At 73.9% G+C, this 15,380-nt stretch carries 17 protein-coding genes; 9 read left to right on the forward strand and 8 right to left on the reverse strand.

Features of this window, described 5'->3' with window-relative positions:
• On the reverse strand, positions 1-418 hold a 418-nt coding region (locus PLP61_RS07630), incomplete at its 3' end, for a DUF1028 domain-containing protein (protein ID WP_324501917.1).
• A gap of 177 nt (positions 419-595) precedes the next feature.
• On the opposite strand from PLP61_RS07630, the gene PLP61_RS07635 reads away from it, so the two are divergent.
• From PLP61_RS07635 to PLP61_RS07645, 3 genes are all read left to right on the forward strand, one after another.
• Complete coding sequence (locus PLP61_RS07635) at positions 596-1,624, forward strand: 6-phosphofructokinase (protein ID WP_324501919.1); 1,029 nt, start codon at positions 596-598, stop codon at positions 1,622-1,624.
• Positions 1,625-1,686: 62 nt separating this feature from the next.
• Positions 1,687-3,033 carry a class II 3-deoxy-7-phosphoheptulonate synthase gene (locus PLP61_RS07640; protein ID WP_324501921.1) on the forward strand — a complete coding sequence of 449 codons (1,347 nt, stop codon included), beginning with the start codon at positions 1,687-1,689 and terminating at the stop codon, positions 3,031-3,033.
• Complete coding sequence (locus PLP61_RS07645; RefSeq protein ID WP_324501923.1) at positions 3,033-4,025, forward strand: threonine aldolase family protein; 993 nt, start codon at positions 3,033-3,035, stop codon at positions 4,023-4,025. Before PLP61_RS07640 ends, PLP61_RS07645 begins: the two co-directional genes overlap by 1 nt.
• Before the next feature lie 68 nt (positions 4,026-4,093).
• Here PLP61_RS07645 and PLP61_RS07650 read toward each other — a convergent pair whose 3' ends face one another.
• Genes PLP61_RS07650 through PLP61_RS07660 form a run of 3 tightly spaced genes read right to left on the reverse strand, consistent with a single transcriptional unit; the run spans position 4,094 to position 8,102 of the window.
• A complete protein-coding gene (locus PLP61_RS07650) occupies positions 4,094-4,993 on the reverse strand; it encodes a DMT family transporter (RefSeq protein ID WP_324501925.1) in 900 nt (299 codons plus the stop codon).
• A complete protein-coding gene (locus PLP61_RS07655; protein WP_324501927.1) occupies positions 4,990-5,892 on the reverse strand; it encodes a deoxyribonuclease IV in 903 nt (300 codons plus the stop codon). The genes PLP61_RS07650 and PLP61_RS07655 overlap by 4 nt, the downstream gene beginning before the upstream one ends.
• Positions 5,893-5,900: 8 nt before the next feature.
• Complete coding sequence (locus PLP61_RS07660; protein WP_324501928.1) at positions 5,901-8,102, reverse strand: Stk1 family PASTA domain-containing Ser/Thr kinase; 2,202 nt, start codon at positions 8,100-8,102, stop codon at positions 5,901-5,903.
• Positions 8,103-8,259: 157 nt separating this feature from the next.
• Here PLP61_RS07660 and PLP61_RS07665 point away from each other — a divergent pair, with 157 nt between their 5' ends.
• The 3 genes from PLP61_RS07665 to PLP61_RS07675 are packed head-to-tail and all read left to right on the forward strand — an operon-like array spanning position 8,260 to position 9,517.
• On the forward strand, positions 8,260-8,625 hold the full coding sequence (locus tag PLP61_RS07665) for an Rv2175c family DNA-binding protein (protein WP_324501930.1): 366 nt from the start codon (positions 8,260-8,262) through the stop codon (positions 8,623-8,625).
• A gap of 8 nt (positions 8,626-8,633) precedes the next feature.
• Positions 8,634-9,086, forward strand: coding sequence for a guanyl-specific ribonuclease (locus PLP61_RS07670; protein ID WP_324501932.1), 453 nt, complete (start codon positions 8,634-8,636; stop codon positions 9,084-9,086).
• Positions 9,083-9,517 (forward strand): barstar family protein, encoded by a 435-nt coding sequence (locus PLP61_RS07675; protein WP_324501934.1) that lies wholly within the window; start codon positions 9,083-9,085, stop codon positions 9,515-9,517. The genes PLP61_RS07670 and PLP61_RS07675 overlap by 4 nt, the downstream gene beginning before the upstream one ends.
• Before the next feature lie 29 nt (positions 9,518-9,546).
• On the opposite strand, the gene PLP61_RS07680 is transcribed toward PLP61_RS07675, so the two are convergent.
• Positions 9,547-10,638, reverse strand: coding sequence for a polyprenyl synthetase family protein (locus tag PLP61_RS07680; protein WP_324501936.1), 1,092 nt, complete (start codon positions 10,636-10,638; stop codon positions 9,547-9,549).
• A gap of 63 nt (positions 10,639-10,701) precedes the next feature.
• Here PLP61_RS07680 and metF point away from each other — a divergent pair, with 63 nt between their 5' ends.
• Entirely contained in the window at positions 10,702-11,586 is an 885-nt protein-coding gene (gene metF / locus PLP61_RS07685) for a methylenetetrahydrofolate reductase [NAD(P)H] (protein ID WP_324501939.1), read from the forward strand.
• Positions 11,587-11,611: 25 nt separating this feature from the next.
• Complete coding sequence (locus tag PLP61_RS07690; RefSeq protein WP_324501941.1) at positions 11,612-12,214, forward strand: SIMPL domain-containing protein; 603 nt, start codon at positions 11,612-11,614, stop codon at positions 12,212-12,214.
• Positions 12,215-12,234: 20 nt separating this feature from the next.
• Here PLP61_RS07690 and PLP61_RS07695 read toward each other — a convergent pair whose 3' ends face one another.
• The 3 genes from PLP61_RS07695 to PLP61_RS07705 are packed head-to-tail and all read right to left on the reverse strand — an operon-like array spanning position 12,235 to position 14,610.
• Positions 12,235-13,530 carry a phytoene desaturase family protein gene (locus PLP61_RS07695; RefSeq protein WP_324501943.1) on the reverse strand — a complete coding sequence of 432 codons (1,296 nt, stop codon included), beginning with the start codon at positions 13,528-13,530 and terminating at the stop codon, positions 12,235-12,237.
• Between the two features lie 16 nt (positions 13,531-13,546).
• Positions 13,547-14,137 (reverse strand): DUF4126 domain-containing protein, encoded by a 591-nt coding sequence (locus tag PLP61_RS07700; protein WP_324501945.1) that lies wholly within the window; start codon positions 14,135-14,137, stop codon positions 13,547-13,549.
• Positions 14,137-14,610, reverse strand: a complete 474-nt coding sequence (locus PLP61_RS07705; RefSeq protein ID WP_324501947.1) for a YbaK/EbsC family protein — start codon at positions 14,608-14,610, stop codon at positions 14,137-14,139. The genes PLP61_RS07700 and PLP61_RS07705 overlap by 1 nt, the downstream gene beginning before the upstream one ends.
• 72 nt (positions 14,611-14,682) lie before the next feature.
• On the opposite strand from PLP61_RS07705, the gene PLP61_RS07710 reads away from it, so the two are divergent.
• A complete protein-coding gene (locus tag PLP61_RS07710; RefSeq protein ID WP_324501949.1) occupies positions 14,683-15,141 on the forward strand; it encodes a hypothetical protein in 459 nt (152 codons plus the stop codon).
• The last annotated feature ends 239 nt before the right edge of the window (positions 15,142-15,380 follow it).

A 15,380-nucleotide genomic window follows, 5' to 3' on the forward strand; every position in this document is an offset into this window, starting at 1 on the left:
GGTCGTCCGGGCCGGCCGCCAGCCACGCGGACTCCATGGCCGCGACCACCTCCTCCCCGGCGAGCAGGTTGCCCTGGATGGCGTAGCCGGGGCCGGTGCGCCCGCCCGCCCACTCCAGACAGGCCGGGCCGGTGTGGCTGGCCGCGTTGCCCTCCACGTCGATGATGCCGACCTGGCGGTGGTCGCGCCCCTCGTCGTCCTCCAGGAGCCGCTGCAGCGCCACGTCGGCGGTCGCCCCGTCGTCCAGGTGCGCCAGGGCCTGGCCCTTGAACGCGACGTTGGCATCGGCCTGGGTGGCGATCGCGCCGACCCCGGCAACCGCAGCGGGGACGGCCGAGCCGACCGCCAGGAACTTCGAGGCGACGGCCACGCCCCAGGACTCCCCATCGGCGGAGCGGGCCACGATCGAGAAGGTCATGGGCCGACAGTAGTGTGCCCGGGCCGCCGGTGGTGGCGCCGGCCTGCGGCGAACGACGAGACGAGCGGGGCCCCCGGCGGGGCGGGTATGGTCGACGGGCGGGGACACCGCTAGGCTCGTGGGCGCTGCTTGGATCGATCCAAGCAGCGGGTCACCCGTGAGAGTCAGGAGAGGGTCATGCGTGTTGGAGTGCTCACCGGCGGCGGCGACTGCCCGGGCCTGAACGCCGTGATCCGTGCCGTGGTGCGCAAAGGCGTCCAGGAGTACGGCTACGAGTTCGTCGGCTACCGGGAGGGCTGGCGGGGGCCCCTCGAGAACCTCACCATGGACCTCACCCGTGAGACGGTGCGGGGGATCCTGCCGCGCGGCGGCACCATCTTGAAGTCCTCGCGCACCAACCCCTTCAAGCTCGAGCGTGGCGTGGAGCGGATCGAGGAGAACCTGTCCAAGGACGGCGTCGACGCGCTGATCGCGATCGGCGGCGAGGACACGCTCGGCGTGGCGACCAAGCTGGCCGACCTCGGCGTGAACGTGGTCGGGGTCCCCAAGACCATCGACAACGACCTGTCCGGCACCGACTTCACCTTCGGCTTCGACACCGCGGTGAGCATCGCGGTGGAGGCCATCGACCGGCTGCACACGACCGCCGAGTCCCACCAGCGGGTGCTCGTGGTCGAGGTGATGGGCCGTCACGCCGGCTGGATCGCCCTCCACGCGGGCATCGCCGGCGGGGCCGCGGCCGTCTTGATCCCCGAGCATCCCTTCGACATCGACGAGGTGTGTGGCTGGGTCCAGTCGCGGTTCGCGGACGGGTTCGCCCCGATCATCGTCGTGTCCGAGGGTGCGGTGCCCGCCGTGGGCGGCGGGATGACCCTGCAGAGCCTGGAGACCGACGCCTTCGGTCACGTCCGGCTGGGCGGGATCGGTGACCGGCTGGCCGAGGAGATCGAGGAGCGGACGGGCAAGGAGTCCCGGGTCGTGGTGCTCGGCCACGTGCAGCGCGGGGGGACGCCGACGGTGTACGACCGCTGGCTGGCCACCCGCTTCGGCCTGCACGCCATCCAGGCCGTGGCCGACGGCGAGTTCGGGGTCATGGTCGCCCAGCACGGCACGCAGATCGTCCGGGTGCCGCTCCTGGAGGGCACCCGCGAGCTGAAGCTGGTCTCCCGGGAGGAGTACGAGGAAGCCCGGGTCTTCTTCGGCTGACCGACGCCGGCCGCGCCCTGCGGGATGCGGTGGTGACGGCCGGGGGCGCGTACCCTTGGCCGGTGACCATCCCCAGTCTCGAGGCCCTGCACGCGCTCGGGCCTGCCCAGCAGCCGCGCTACCCGGACCCCGCCGCGGTGCAGGCTGCGGTCTCCCGGCTGCGCACCATGCCGCCGCTGGTCTTCGCCGGCGAGTGTGACGAGCTGAAGGACAAGATCGCCGCGGTGGCCCGCGGTGAGGCGTTCATGCTGCAGGGTGGCGACTGCGCCGAGACCTTCGCCGGAGTCACGGCCGACAACGTGCGCAACAAGCTGCGGGTGCTGCTGCAGATGGCGGTGGTGCTGACCTATGCCGCCTCGGTCCCGGTCGTCAAGGTCGGCCGACTGGCCGGCCAGTACGCCAAGCCGCGCTCCTCCGACACCGAGAGCCGGCGTGGCGTCACCCTGCCGGCGTACCGTGGCGACGCCGTCAACGGCTTCGAGTTCACCCCCGAGGCCAGGGTCCCCGACCCGCAGCGGCTGGTCGACGTCTACAACGCGTCGGCCGCGACGCTCAACCTGGTGCGCGCCTTCGTCACCGGTGGCTACGCCGACCTGCGCCAGGTGCACACCTGGAACACCGACTTCGTCCGCGAGTCCCCCATCGGCCAGCAGTACGAGTCGATGGCGAACGAGATCGAGCGCGCTCTGGTGTTCATGAAGGCCATCGGTGCGAACCCCGACGAGTTCCACCGCGTCGACTTCCACTCCTCGCACGAGGCGCTGGTGCTGGAGTACGAGCAGGCGATGACCCGTATCGACTCGCGTACCGGCCTGCCCTACGACGTCTCCGGGCACATGGTGTGGATCGGCGAGCGAACCCGGCAGATCGACAACGCCCACGTGGAGCTCCTCAGCCACATCCGCAACCCGGTCGGGGTCAAGCTCGGCCCGTCCGCGACCGCGGACGAGGCGCTGGCGCTCGCGGCGCGGCTCAACCCGGACAACGAGGCGGGGCGGCTGACCTTCATCACCCGGTTCGGGGCCGGGCGGATCCGCGAGGCGCTGCCCGAGCTGGTCGAGAAGGTGACCGCCGCCGGCGTGCAGGTGGCGTGGGTGTGCGACCCCATGCACGGCAACACCTTCGAGGCCTCCTCCGGCTACAAGACCCGGGCCTTCGACGACGTGATCGAGGAGGTGCAGGGCTTCTTCGACGTGCACCGGTCGCTGGGGACCTGGCCCGGCGGGATCCACGTCGAGCTCACCGGCGACGACGTCACCGAGTGTGTCGGGGGCGGCGAGGAGCTGGCGGAGATGGACCTGGGCAACCGCTACGAGTCGGTCTGCGACCCGCGGTTGAACCGGGTGCAGTCCCTGGAGCTGGCGTTCCTGGTGGCCGAGATGCTGCGCTCGGCCGACAAGCAGCGCTGATGATCGACCTGAGGTCCGACACCGTCACCCGGCCCGGTGAGGGCATGCGCGCCGCGATGGCGCGCGCCGACGTCGGGGACGACGTGTACGGCGAGGATCCCACCGTGCTGGCGCTGCAGGAGCGGGTCGCGGACCTGCTCGGGCACGAGGCCGCGCTGTTCACCCCCACCGGGTCGCTGGCGAACCTGCTGGCGCTGCGGTCCCTCGTCGCGGTCGGCCAGGAGGTGCTCTGCGAGTCCTCCGCGCACATCGCCCGGTCCGAGCTCGGCGCGCACGCGGCGTACACCGGCGTGACCATGCGCACCTGGACGCACCCCCGCGGGGAGGTGGACCTGGATGCGGTCGGCGGGCTGTTCGCCCCGGAGATGGGTCCCTTCTTCGTCGCGACCGCTGCGGTGAGCGTCGAGAACACCCACAACTTCGCCGGCGGTGCCGTCCAGCCGCTGGCCGGGCTGCAGGCGCTGCGCTCCTGGGCCGACCAGGTCGGGGTAGGGGTGCACATGGACGGCGCGCGCCTCTGGAACGCGCACGTGGCGACCGGGGTCCCGCTGGCGGAGTACGCCGCGGTCGCCGACGTGCTCGCGGTGTGCCTGTCCAAGGGCCTGGGCGCGCCGGTCGGCTCCCTCGTGGTCGGCCCCGCCGACGCCGTCGCCGAGGCGCGGGTCTGGCGCAAGCGGATGGGCGCCGGGCTCCGGCAGGTCGGCGTGCTGGCGGCCGCGGGCCTCTACGCCCTGGACCACCACCTCGAGCGGCTCGCCGACGACCACGCCCACGCCCGGCTGCTGGCCGAGGCGGTCGGGGTGGACCCGGCGTCGGTGGACACCAACATCGTGGTGCTGGAGCGGTCCGACGCGGGCCGGTTCGTCGCCGCGGCCGAGGCCGAGGGGGTGCGGGTCTCCACCGTCGGACCGACCACCGTCCGCCTGGTCACCCACCTCGACGTGTCGGCCGAGGACGCGCGCCGGGCTGCTGGGGTGCTCGCCCGGCTGTGAGGTGGGGGTGTCGGATTCCCCACCCGGGGAAACCCGCACCTGTTGGCGGGACCGGTCGTACGCCGGGCTCACACCGCGATGTGGGTGACCTCGGCCTCCACCCGGCGTCGGGGCAGCAGCTCGACCATCAGCATCGCGGCCAGGACCAGCACGCCCCCCAGCGCCATCCGGCTGGTGAACGCCTCGCCGCCCAGCAGGACCGCGAAGACCGTGGCGAACACCGGCTCCATCGTCATGATGATCGCGGTCCGCGTCGGGGGCAGGTGCGCCTGCGCCCAGGTCTGGCCGATCATCGCCAGTCCACCGGCGAACACCGCCATGTAGAGGATGGCCGCCCAGTCGGCGGGGCGGTCGGGGAGGGTGATCCCGTCGGGCACGGTCGCCACGAAGCAGATCCCGGCGATCACCATGATCTGGATGATCGACATCCCCACCGCCTGGTCGTGCCTGGACCACACGCCCAGCCCCACGATGTGGAGGGCGTAGAGGATCGCCGCGACCAGGATGAGCAGCTCGCCGTACCCGACCGAGAACCCGTTGAGGGTCAGCACCGCCAGCCCGGCGGTGGCCAGGCCGACGGCCACCCAGGTGAGCGGCGGGACCGGGGTGCGCAGCAGCAGCGCCACGAGCAGCGGGGTCGCCACGACGTACATTCCCGTGATGAACCCCGACACGCTCGCCGGCGTGGTGGCCAGCCCGGCCGTCTGCAGGATCTGGCCGATCCCGTAGAGGCCGCCGAGCAGCAGCGCGTGCCGCCGGGAGGCGGGGTCGAGGCGCCCGAGTGCGCGGGGCGCGATCGCCACCATGAACACGCTGGCCAGGGCGAACCGGATGGCCAGGAAGTCCAGCGTCGGCACGCGGACGAGGACGTCCTTGATCAGGAAGAAGGTCGAGCCCCAGGTCGCGGTCACGGCGAGCAGGGCGAGGGTGGCCGGCAACGAGTGCCTCGACGTCGCCGCAGGGGTCACCGCGCCACCCCCGCCTGCACGTCCTCGCGCAGGGCGCGCAGGAGCGGGAGGTCCCGGTTGCCGGGGTCGCGGGACCCCGGCGTCTCCACGATGAACGGCACGCCGGCGGTCTCCGGGTGGGCGAGCAGCTCGCGGAAGGCCCCGACGCCGATGTGGCCCTCGCCGAGGCGCTGGTGCCGGTCCCGGGTGGCGCCGCGCACGTCCATCGAGTCGTTGGCGTGGACCAGCCGCAGGCGTCCGGGCCCGGCGATCTCGACCAACCTGTCCAGGGTGGCCGTGGCGCCGCCGGGCTCGTCCAGGGGCGCGCCGGCGGCGAACACGTGGCAGGTGTCCAGGCAGATCCCGGCCTTGGGGTGGTGGTCGAGCGCCTCCAGGTACGCCGCCAGGTCGTCCACGCCGGCGCACAGGGAGCGGCCCTGGCCTGCCGTGGGCTCGAGCAGCAGCCCCGGGGCGTCGTCTCCCGTCACAGCGTCCAGCAGGGGCAGCAGCCCGGCGCGCACCCGCCCGAGGGCGGCGGCGTACCCCTCCTCGCCGGCCGCCTCGTCCACGGCCGAGCCGGTGTGGACCACCCCCCCCTCCGCGCCCAGCCGGGCGGCCCGCGCCAGGGTGTGGGCCACAAGCGCGACCGAGCGCTCGTAGGTCGACGGCGTGGGGGAGCCCAGGTTCACCAGGTACGGCGCGTGGACCAGCACGCGGAGCCCGCGACGGGCGGCCTCGGTGCGGAACCGGGCGTCCGCGGCCGGGTCGCCCGCCGCGAGGGCCCACCCCCGGGGGTTGCCCGCGAAGATCTGGATCGCCTCGCATCCCAGGGCGTCGGCGCGGGCCAGCGCCCCGGAGACCAGCCCGGAGCCGACCGTGACATGGGTGCCGATCGGGTTGCGCACGGCCGGGACAGGCATGGGCGTGCTCAGATCAGGTACAGCGTGATGGTGCTGCCCTTGGGGACCATCGTGCCGGCCGGGGGGTCGGTGCGGCGGACGAAGCCGAGGCCCAGGTAGGCCTCGTCCTCACGGATCTTCACCTTGAACCCGAGGTCCTCCAGGGTCCGGCGCGCGTCGTCCACGCCCGCGGCGATCACACCGGCGCGCGGGACCTCCACCAGCTCAGGCCCCCGGGAGACCACCAGGGTGACCGTGTCCCCGCGGTACAGCGTCCCCGACGACGGGGTCTGGCTGATCACGTCACCGGAGGCCACGGTGTCGGAGTACTCCTCGCTGCTGTCGACGACCAGCCCCTTCGCCTCGAGGGCCCGGGTCGCTTCGTCGGCGTCCTTGCCCGTCCAGTCGGCGACCCTGATGGGCTTGCGGCCCTTGCTGACCACCAGGTCGACCACGGTGTCCGGCTTGACGCGCTTGCCCGCCTTCGGGGTGGTCGCGATGACCCTGCCCTCCGGCACCGTCTCGCTCCAGCGCTGGGTGGAGGTGCCGTACGCGAGGTGGCGCTGGGCGATGCGCTGCTGGGCGCGGTCCTCGGTGAGCCCGAGCACGTCGGGCACCCGGTAGCGCTCCTTGCCCAGCGAGACCACCACGGACACGGTCCCGCCGTCGAGGATGCGGGTGCCCGCGTCGGGGTCGGTGCTGATCACCTCGCCCTCGGGGACCTCCTCGGAGTACGCCGGGTCCGAGGTGTCGGCGACCAGGCCGGCCGCCTCGATCTTCGCCACGGCCTCCTTCTCGCCGAGCCCGATGACCGACGGTGTCGAGGTGTACCGGCCCCAGCCGAACCACCAGGCCCCCACCCCCACGGTCACGGCGACGAGCAGGGCGAGGACCAGCAGGACGAGCCCTCGTCGCGACCGTCGTGGCGGCCCAGGCGTGGCCTCGTCGCCGGTGAGGGCAGGTGGGCCGGGCGGTGCGGGAGGGTACGTCGGGGAGTGCAGCGTCGTGGTGGGCTCGTGCGGGACGTCCACCACAGGCTGCACCACTCGCTCGGCGGTGTGCTCCAGCGCGGTCGTCAGCTCCTCTGCCGGGTAGTCCTCCGGCTCCTCCTCGAGCTGCTGCCACATCTGCTCCCAGTCGTCGCCGGCCGGCGTCTGCTGGTCGCCCCCGGACATCTCGTCGTACGGCTGGTCGAGGACCGGCTCGTCGGGCTCGACGATCTCGGGAAGGCCGTCTCGGTCCGCAGCCGCCTCGAGGAGACCCGCCGCGACCCCCGCCGAGGCGGGGAGCGCCAGGTCGGCGGTGAGGTCGGGGTCGGCCACCACCCCGTCCGCGAGGGCCTGGGCCACCCGGTGCATCTGGTGCAGCATCACTCCCGCGTCGGGGGGGCGCTGGCTCTGGTCGCGCGCGGTCGCCCTGGCCACCAGCGCGTCCACGTAGTCGGGGATGCCCGGCACCAGCTCGGAGGGGGGCGGGACGTCGGAGTGCACGTGCTTGTAGGCGACCTGGATCGGCGACTCGCCCTCGTGGGGCTTGACGCCGGTCAGCAGCTCGTAGAGCACCACGCCCGCGGCGTACACGTCCGCCCGGGGGTCGGCGCGCCCCTCGACGACCAGCTCGGGGGCGAGGTAGGACACGGTGCCGATGAGCACACCCCCGGTCGCCGTGTGCTGGGTGTCGGCGTTGACCGCCTTGGCCAGTCCGAAGTCGGCGACCTTGATCCCCCCGTCGTTGGCGATCAGCACGTTCTCCGGCTTGACGTCGCGGTGGATCAGCCCCTCCCGGTGCGCGGCCGCCAGGGCCCCCAGCACCGGCTCGAGCAGCGCCAGGGCCCGGGAGGGAGGCATGGGAGCCTCGGCGCGGATCAGGTCGCGCAGGGTGCGGCCCCGCACGTGCTCCATCACCAGGAACACCACGCCGTTGTCGTTGCCCTGGTCGTAGACGGCCACGACGTTCGGGTGGGAGATCCGGGCCGCGGCCCGGGCCTCGCGGACGAACCGGGCGGCGAAGTCCGCGTCGTCGCCCAGCCCGGGGTGCATCACCTTGACCGCCACCATCCGGTCCAGGCGCAGGTCGGTGGCCTCGTAGACGCTGGCCATCCCGCCCCGGGCGATCCGGGCGCCGACCTCGTACCTCCCGTCCAGCAGACGGCCGGCCAGGGGGTCGCCGGCGTCGCCGCGCACGGGCCCAAGCCCCCCGGCGTGCGCCGGGGCGCCCTCGTCTGACTGCACTTGCTCGACCTCCGAACGTCCGGACGGCGAACGATCCGGAGCCCCAATCGTACGGAACCGGCCGCCGTGCGTCCCAATGCCGGGTCCGGCGTGGCGGCCCCACCGGTCTCTCCGGCCGGGCTGTCCGGCGTCAGACCGGCTCTGTCAGAGTGGGAGCATGACCGATCCCACCGCCCCGGACCTCACCGACCTGGTGGCCGAGTGGCTGGACTGGGCCGAGGTGGCCCGCCGCCTCGACGTCAGTGTCGGCAAGGTGCGCACGATGATCCGCGACCACCAGCTCGCCGCGGCGGTTCCGGTGCCGGGTGAGGGCCAGCGCGTACCGGCCGACTTCCTGCAGGGAGCGGAGGTCGTCAAAGGGCTGCCCGGCCTGCTCACCGTCCTGCACGACGGCGGGTACGACGACCGCGAGTGCATCGAGTGGATCTTCTCCGACGCCGACCTTCCCGGCCGCCCCATCGACGCCCTGCGGGAGAACCGCGGCTCGGAGGTCAAGCGTCGCGCCCAGGCGATGGCCTACTAGGCCGGCCCGTGGGCCCCCGGACAAGGTCGCTGCTGCTGACGGCGCTGGTCGTGGCCGCACTGGCCGTGGGCGCCCGCCTGGTGACCGGCGGCCAGGCCGGCCCGGTCGGCACTGAGGCCCGTCCCACCGCCACGGCCGGCGTCTCGGTGGGGCTCGGCGGGGCCTCGGTGGACCCCGTCTCGGGACTGCCGGTCGTCGACGTGGCGTCGTTGCCTCCCGAGGCCGGCCAGACCCTCGCGCTGATCGACGCGGGCGGCCCCTTCCCCCACGACGAGGACGGCGAGGTGTTCCAGAACCGCGAGGGCGTCCTGCCCGACCGAGGCTACGGGTACTACCACGAGTACACGGTCGAGACCCCCGGCTCCGACGACCGCGGCGCCCGGCGCATCGTCACGGGTGACGAGGGGGAGTACTACTGGACCGAGGACCATTACCAGTCGTTCGAGAGGATCCAGCGATGAGCGGACTCGCAGCCCTGCTGGCCGGTCGTACCCCGCCCGGCGTCTACCGGTGGCATGGCGCCTTCGACGCGGTCGACGTGCGGCACACCGTGGAGCACGCCGGCTGGCGCTTCGCCCATGTCGACGGCTGGCACGGGGAGACCAAGAAGGAGTTCCTGGCCGCGGTCGGCGAGGCGCTGGGCTTCCCGGAGTGGTACGGCCGCAATCTCGACGCCCTGGCCGACTGCCTGCGCGAGGTGAGGGCGGAGGAGAGCCGCGGGACCCTGCTGCTGTGGGACGGCTGGGGCCCCTTCGCGCGCCGCGACCCCACCGCGTTCGCGTCCGCTCTCGACGCGCTGGCGGAGCGCGCCGCGACCGGGCGCCGTGGCGCCTTCGCGGTGCTGCTGCGCGGCGAGGGGCCCGAGCAGCCGGACCTGGTCAGCCTCGACTGACCGGCCTCGACGGTCAGGCAGGGTCCGGCTCAACCCACTCGGTGGGTGGCGGCGGCGGCCAGGTCCCGCAGCACCCCCTTCGCGGGAGCCGCGACGTCGGCCCGGTCGAGGGCGGCGAGCGCGTGCGAGGAGAGCTGGTCGATCACCTGCTCCACCTGGGCGTGGGCCCCGGAGCGGTCGATGATGCCGCGCAGCTCGGCGACCTGCGCAGGCTCCAGGGGCGTGCCCAGCGCGGCGTCCAGCCGGGCGGCCATCTCCGGTGGTGCGGCGTCCAGCGCGAGGGCCACCAGCACCGTGCGCTTGCCCTCCACCAGGTCGTCCCCGGCCGGCTTTCCCGTGCTCACCGGGTCTCCGAACACCCCCAGCAGGTCGTCGCGCAGCTGGAACGCCTCGCCGAGGGGCAGGCCGAAGGCGGCCAGCTGGTCCACCTGCCGGGGAGAGGCCCCTGCGAGTGCGGCCCCGATGTGGATCGGCCGCTCCACGGAGTACTTGGCTGACTTGAAGCGCAGCACGGTCATCGCCGCGTCCACGTCGGCCGTCCCGCGAGCCTGCGCCGACACGTCGAGGAACTGGCCGGTGATCACCTCGGAGCGGCACAGGTCGAACACGTCCAGGGCCGGGGCGACCCGGGCGAGCGGAAGCCCGCAGCGGCGCAGCAGCTCGTCGGCCCACGAGAGCAGCAGGTCCCCCAGCAGGATCGCGGCCGCAGCGCCGTACTGCTGCGCGCTCCCCGGCCACCCCTCCTGACGGTGGGCCTCGGCGAAGGCCCGGTGCGTTGCGGGCCGGCCGCGGCGGGTGTCGGAGGCGTCCATGAAGTCGTCGTGGACCAGCGCGCTGGCGTGCAGCAGCTCCACGGAGGAGCAGGCCCGGAGCAGCGCCTGCTCCTCGTCCGCCGGCTCCTCCTGGCCACCGGGCCGGACCGACCGGTAGCCCCAGTAGCAGAACGCCGCCCGCAGCCGTTTCCCCCCGCGCACGCAGGTCCTCGCCTCGGCCAGCAACCGGGCAGCGTCCGGTCCGAGCGGCGTGAGCCGCTCGGCCTGCTCGTCGAGAAAGACGTCGAGCGTCGCCTGGATGCGGTCCCGGAACGCGGCGGCGTCCCACGTCGACGGGGAGGAGGTCACCCGTCGAGCCTAGTCAGTGGACGCCGCCCCTGCCCCGCCGCCCGGGGCCGTACGATCTGCGCCATGACGGAGGGGCTGGAGCGCATCGGCGAGCTCATCGCGCGTGGCGGGCGGTCGGTCTCCTTCGAGTTCATGCCGCCCCGCGACGCCGCCGGGGCCGACCAGCTCTGGCAGGCCATCCGCGACCTCGAGCCGTACGCACCGACCTTCGTGTCGGTCACCTACGGCGCCGGCGGATCCACCCGGGACACCACCGTGCAGATCACCGGGCGGATCGCCCGGGAGACGACGATGCGGGCGATGGGTCACCTGACCTGTGTCGGCCACACCCGCGCCGAGCTGGTCGACATCCTGCGGTCGTACGCCGACGCGGGGGTGCACCACATCCTGGCCCTGCGCGGGGATCCGAAGGAGGGGCCGAGGGCTCCGTGGGCGCCCACCGAGGGCGGCCTCACCCACGCCCGGGAGCTGGTGACCCTCGCGCACGAGGTCGGCTCCTTCAGCGTCGGCGTCGCCGCGTTCCCCGAGGGCCACCCGTCGGCGCGGTCCCTGGACGACGACGCCGACGTGCTGTGCGAGAAGGCCCGTGCCGGAGCGGAGTTCGCGGTGACGCAGCTGTTCTTCCGGGCCGCCGACTACTTCTCGCTGGTCGAGCGGGTGCGTGCCCGCGGTGTGCAGATCCCCATCCTCCCGGGCATCATGCCCATCACGAACCTCCGCTCGGTGCGCCGGATGGCCGAGCTGTCGGGGGCGGACATCCCGCGTCAGGTCCTGGCTCGCCTCGAGGGTCTGTCGGACCCCGCGGACGTCCGCCGCGAGGGGGTGTCCATCGCGACCGAGCTGTGCGAGGACCTGCTCGCCGGTGGAGCGCCCGGGCTGCACTTCTTCACGCTCAACCGGTCCCGTGCGACGCTCGAGATCTTCGACGCGCTGCGGATCACGACCTGACCGGCCGCAGGCTACATTCGGCGCCATGAGACGCACCGTGACCGTCACCGGTCAGGGCACCGCGACGGTTGCCCCCGACACGGCCGTGCTGCGGGTGGCTGCGAGCCACCGCGGCGCGGAAGTCGCCGAGGCCTGTGCGGGGGTCGCCTCGGCCGTCGAGGAGATCATCGGGGTGGCTCGCGGCTTCACCGAGCCGGCCCGGATCGGGACGGCCGACTTCGGCGTGTGGCCGGCCCACGACCAGCACGGCGCGCCCACGGGGTTCGAGGCCCGGCACAGCCTCACGGTCATGGTGGCCGACGTGGCCGCCGCCGGGCGGCTGGTCTCCGCGCTGGCGGGCGCGGCCGGAGACCGGCTCCGTGTCGAGGGGATCTCCCTGGAGGTCGCCGATGTCCGGGCGGCGCAGACCCAGGCCCGGGAGGAGGCGTTCGCGGACGCGCGCGCGCGGGCCGAGCACCTGGCCGGGCTGGGCGGTGCCCGGCTCGGTGACCTGGTCGCTGTGGTCGAGGGAGGGCCCGGGCCCGGGTCGCCGGTGCGTCCCCTGGCGGCGAAGGCGGCGGAGGTCTCCTTCGAGCCCGGTGAGCGGGCGGTGCCCGCCTCGCTGACGGTGACCTGGCGCCTGGCCTGAGGTCGGGACGGGCCGGTGGCTCACGCCGGCCCCACCGCCTGGGCGACGAGTGCCGCCGACAGCCCCACGAACGGCAGACCGGCGCCGGGCGTGGCGTGGGCCCCGGCGGCGTACACCCCTTGGACCGGCGTCGTGGGCCCGAGCCGGCGGCGCACGGTGCCGCGCCCTCGCCAGCGCACGCCGAGCGGCGAGCCGCCCCACTGGTCGAGCAGCTCCTGTGGGGAGCGGTCCACCCGGACGACGACCCGGTCCCGCACGTCCAGGCCCCGACGGGCGAGCTCGGTCAGGAGCGCCTCGGGCCGGGCCCCGTGCACGGTCCAGGCGCTGGCACCCGGCGGCGCTGCGCCGGTCGTGCGCACCACCAGGTCCGGGTCGCCGTGCAGCACGATCTCGGGTGCGGGGTCGTCCTGGCCCCCGGCCAGGCCCAGGTGGGTCGTCGGCGGCAACGGCGCGGGGTCGGTCCTCCGGACGTACGCCGCCAGCGTCGGGAGCAGGTGCGGGTCGACCGCGCACACCACCACATCCGCCGGGAGGTCACCGGCGTCGGTGGCCACGGCGACCGCGCGTCCTGCCCGCACGACCACGTCCCTGGCGCGGGTGGAGGTGTGCACGTCGACGCCCCGGGTGGTGAGCCGGCTCGCCACGGCCTCGGCCAGGGCCCCCGTCCCCCCGGCCGGGGACCAACCGCCGAAACGCTGCTCGACGTACGGCCACACCGCCATCCAGGCAGGCACCCGGCGCGGGTCCTGGCCCAGGCTCCGCAGCGGATGGGCCGCCAGCAGCCGCAGCCGCGGGTCGTGGAGCCCTCGGCGCAGCCGCCGGTCCACGGTGTCCCGGCTCGCGAGGCGTGCGGCCACAGCCCGCGGGCCCGACGCCGGGTCCCAGGGCCGCTCGAAGTAGTCCCGGCGCATCAGCTCCCAGTCCGCGGCCAGCGAGTCGACGTGCGTGACCCACTGCCGGCCCAGGCCGCTGCCGAGGGCCTCGACGGCGTGGAGCTGTGCGGCCCGCGAGCCTGCGGGAAGACGCACCGAGGACCCGTCGGCGAACCGGTGCTCGCGGACCACCGGTACCGGGAGCAGCTCCAGCTCCCGCTCGAGGGGGCGCCCGGTCTTGCGGAACAGGTCGCGGACCACCGCGGGCAGGAGCAGGACCGAGGGCCCCTGCGGCCAGGTGAACCCGTCGGCGGCCACGGGCAGGAGCACGCCGCCGAGCGACCCGGACCGCTCGACCAGGGCGACCTCGTGGCCCAGCTTGGCGAGCCTGGCGGCTGCGGCCGTCCCACCCAGGCCACCGCCGACCACGACCACGCGTGCCACCGTTGCCCCGTCCCGGTCAGGCGGCGGGCTCGGCGGGGGACCGTCCCGTCCAGCGCCGCCAGCCTCGGCGGACCAGCCGCGCGAGCAGGTAGAGCGCGGTCAGCCCGAGCACCAGGAGCACCGCGGCGATCAGGGCCGCGGCGCGCGGGTGCTCCAGCGCGAACCAGACGACCGCCAGGACCGTGAGGTCCTCGGCCACGCTCGCGGTGACGTTGGTGACCGGCTCCGGGGAGGAGTTGATCGCCAGGCGGCTGCCGGCCTTCACCAGGTGGGACAGCAGTGCGGTTCCGCCTCCGACCACGCCGAGCACCGCCTGCTCCAGCGTCGTGGCGTCCCCGGCCAGCAGGACGCCGATCACCGCGCCGACGGTGGGTCGGATGACGGTCGAGACCGCGTCCCAGGTGGAGTCGACGTAGGGGATCTTGTCGGCGACGAACTCCATCGCGAACATGAAGCCGGCCGCGGCGAGCACCGGCCAGGTGCCGAGCACGTCGGGGATGTCGGACACGCGCCCCACCCGGTCGGCGACGCCCAGGACCAGCACCACCAGGTAGGCGTTGACGCCGCTCGCCCAGCCGTTGGAGAAGACCAGGGCCAGGGACTCCATCAGGCGACCTCGATCTCGACCGCGCCGGTCAGGACGACCAGCTCGTCGAAGGAGGTCGAGAACACCGCGGCCGGGTGTCCGGCGGCGGCCCACACCTCGTCGTACCGCCGCAGCCACGAGTCGATGTAGGTCGGCACGGGTGCAGGGTGGCCGACCGGCGACACGCCGCCGATGACCTGTCCGGTGTGGCTCCGCACGAACTCGGGGGAGGCCCGGCGCAGCGAGGTGACACCGAGGGCGGCCGCGGCCACCCTCGTATCGACCCGGTGGTCGCCGGAGGTGAGGATCAGCACCGGCGACCCGTCGCCGTCGAAGAGCAGGCTGTTGGCGATCGCCCCCACCTCGCAGCCCAGAGCCTCGGCGGCCAGTGCCGCGGTGTGCACCGAGTCTGGCAGGATCACGATCTCGCCGGACCCACCCCGTAGGGTGTGTTCGGCGCGGAACCGGCTGATCGCCGGGTGCTCGGAGGTCATGGCGAGACCCTAGCCAGGACCCCGGTCCGGTGGCGCACAGGACGGACGGGTGAAGCAGGTATGGAGCGGGAAATGCCCGGGTCGCTCACGGCCACCATCTGGCTGGTGCGGGCCGTCGTGGCGTGGAGCGGGTTGGTCGCCCTGCTCACCTACGTGTTCCGTGACGACCTGGTGCTGACCTGGGCCGAGGGGAACAAGGCGGCCCAGGCGATCCTCGACGAGGGCGGCCTGGACGCGCTGCGGGAGAGCTCGATCAACATCCCGAACTTCGTTCCGCTGGCGCTGGTGCTGTTCGTCGTGTACGCCGGCCTGATCGGAGTCCTGGTGGTCTTCGTCCGGGCCGGGCACGGCTGGGCGCGGATCGCGCTGACCGCGACGGTGCTCTTCGTCGTCTTCGCGACCGGCGTGGGCATGGCCCGTGCCATCCCGCCGCTCTTCGTGGGGCTCACGGTGGTCGCCCTCGGACTGAACGCCGCGATCCTGGTGTGTCTGTGGCACCGGGACACCAGTGCGTACCTCCGCGCGGACTGAGCGGTGGGGACGTGAGCGTCGCCGTGGTCGCTGGGCCGCAGTGGTCGGGACGGGCGCCCACTTCGCCGGCTCCCTGAACCTGCGGCCGGGGGTTGACGAACCGCCGGGGGAGGGGTGTAGCGTAGTCGTGTTCGAACATGTGTTCGATCACTCCGGCGGGGGCGACCTCGACCCCCGTACCCGCCGGAGGCGCCCGGTGGCGGCGCAGGAGGGGGTGCAGGGGTCGGGAGGCCAGGGGT

The organism is Nocardioides sp. (genome assembly GCF_035429765.1).
Lineage (GTDB): Bacteria > Actinomycetota > Actinomycetes > Propionibacteriales > Nocardioidaceae > Nocardioides.

Excerpts from the sequence above, each read along its gene's own strand:
- PLP61_RS07635 (WP_324501919.1), top strand. The coding sequence starts at position 596 with ATGCGTGTTGGAGTGCTCACCGGCGGCGGCGACTGCCCGGGCCTGAAC.
- PLP61_RS07645 (WP_324501923.1), top strand. The coding sequence starts at position 3,033 with ATGATCGACCTGAGGTCCGACACCGTCACCCGGCCCGGTGAGGGCATG.
- PLP61_RS07655 (WP_324501927.1), bottom strand. The coding sequence starts at position 5,892 with ATGCCTGTCCCGGCCGTGCGCAACCCGATCGGCACCCATGTCACGGTC.
- PLP61_RS07665 (WP_324501930.1), top strand. The coding sequence starts at position 8,260 with ATGACCGATCCCACCGCCCCGGACCTCACCGACCTGGTGGCCGAGTGG.
- PLP61_RS07675 (WP_324501934.1), top strand. The coding sequence starts at position 9,083 with ATGAGCGGACTCGCAGCCCTGCTGGCCGGTCGTACCCCGCCCGGCGTC.
- metF (WP_324501939.1), top strand. The coding sequence starts at position 10,702 with ATGACGGAGGGGCTGGAGCGCATCGGCGAGCTCATCGCGCGTGGCGGG.
- PLP61_RS07690 (WP_324501941.1), top strand. The coding sequence starts at position 11,612 with ATGAGACGCACCGTGACCGTCACCGGTCAGGGCACCGCGACGGTTGCC.
- PLP61_RS07700 (WP_324501945.1), bottom strand. The coding sequence starts at position 14,137 with ATGGAGTCCCTGGCCCTGGTCTTCTCCAACGGCTGGGCGAGCGGCGTC.
- PLP61_RS07705 (WP_324501947.1), bottom strand. The coding sequence starts at position 14,610 with ATGACCTCCGAGCACCCGGCGATCAGCCGGTTCCGCGCCGAACACACC.
- PLP61_RS07710 (WP_324501949.1), top strand. The coding sequence starts at position 14,683 with ATGCCCGGGTCGCTCACGGCCACCATCTGGCTGGTGCGGGCCGTCGTG.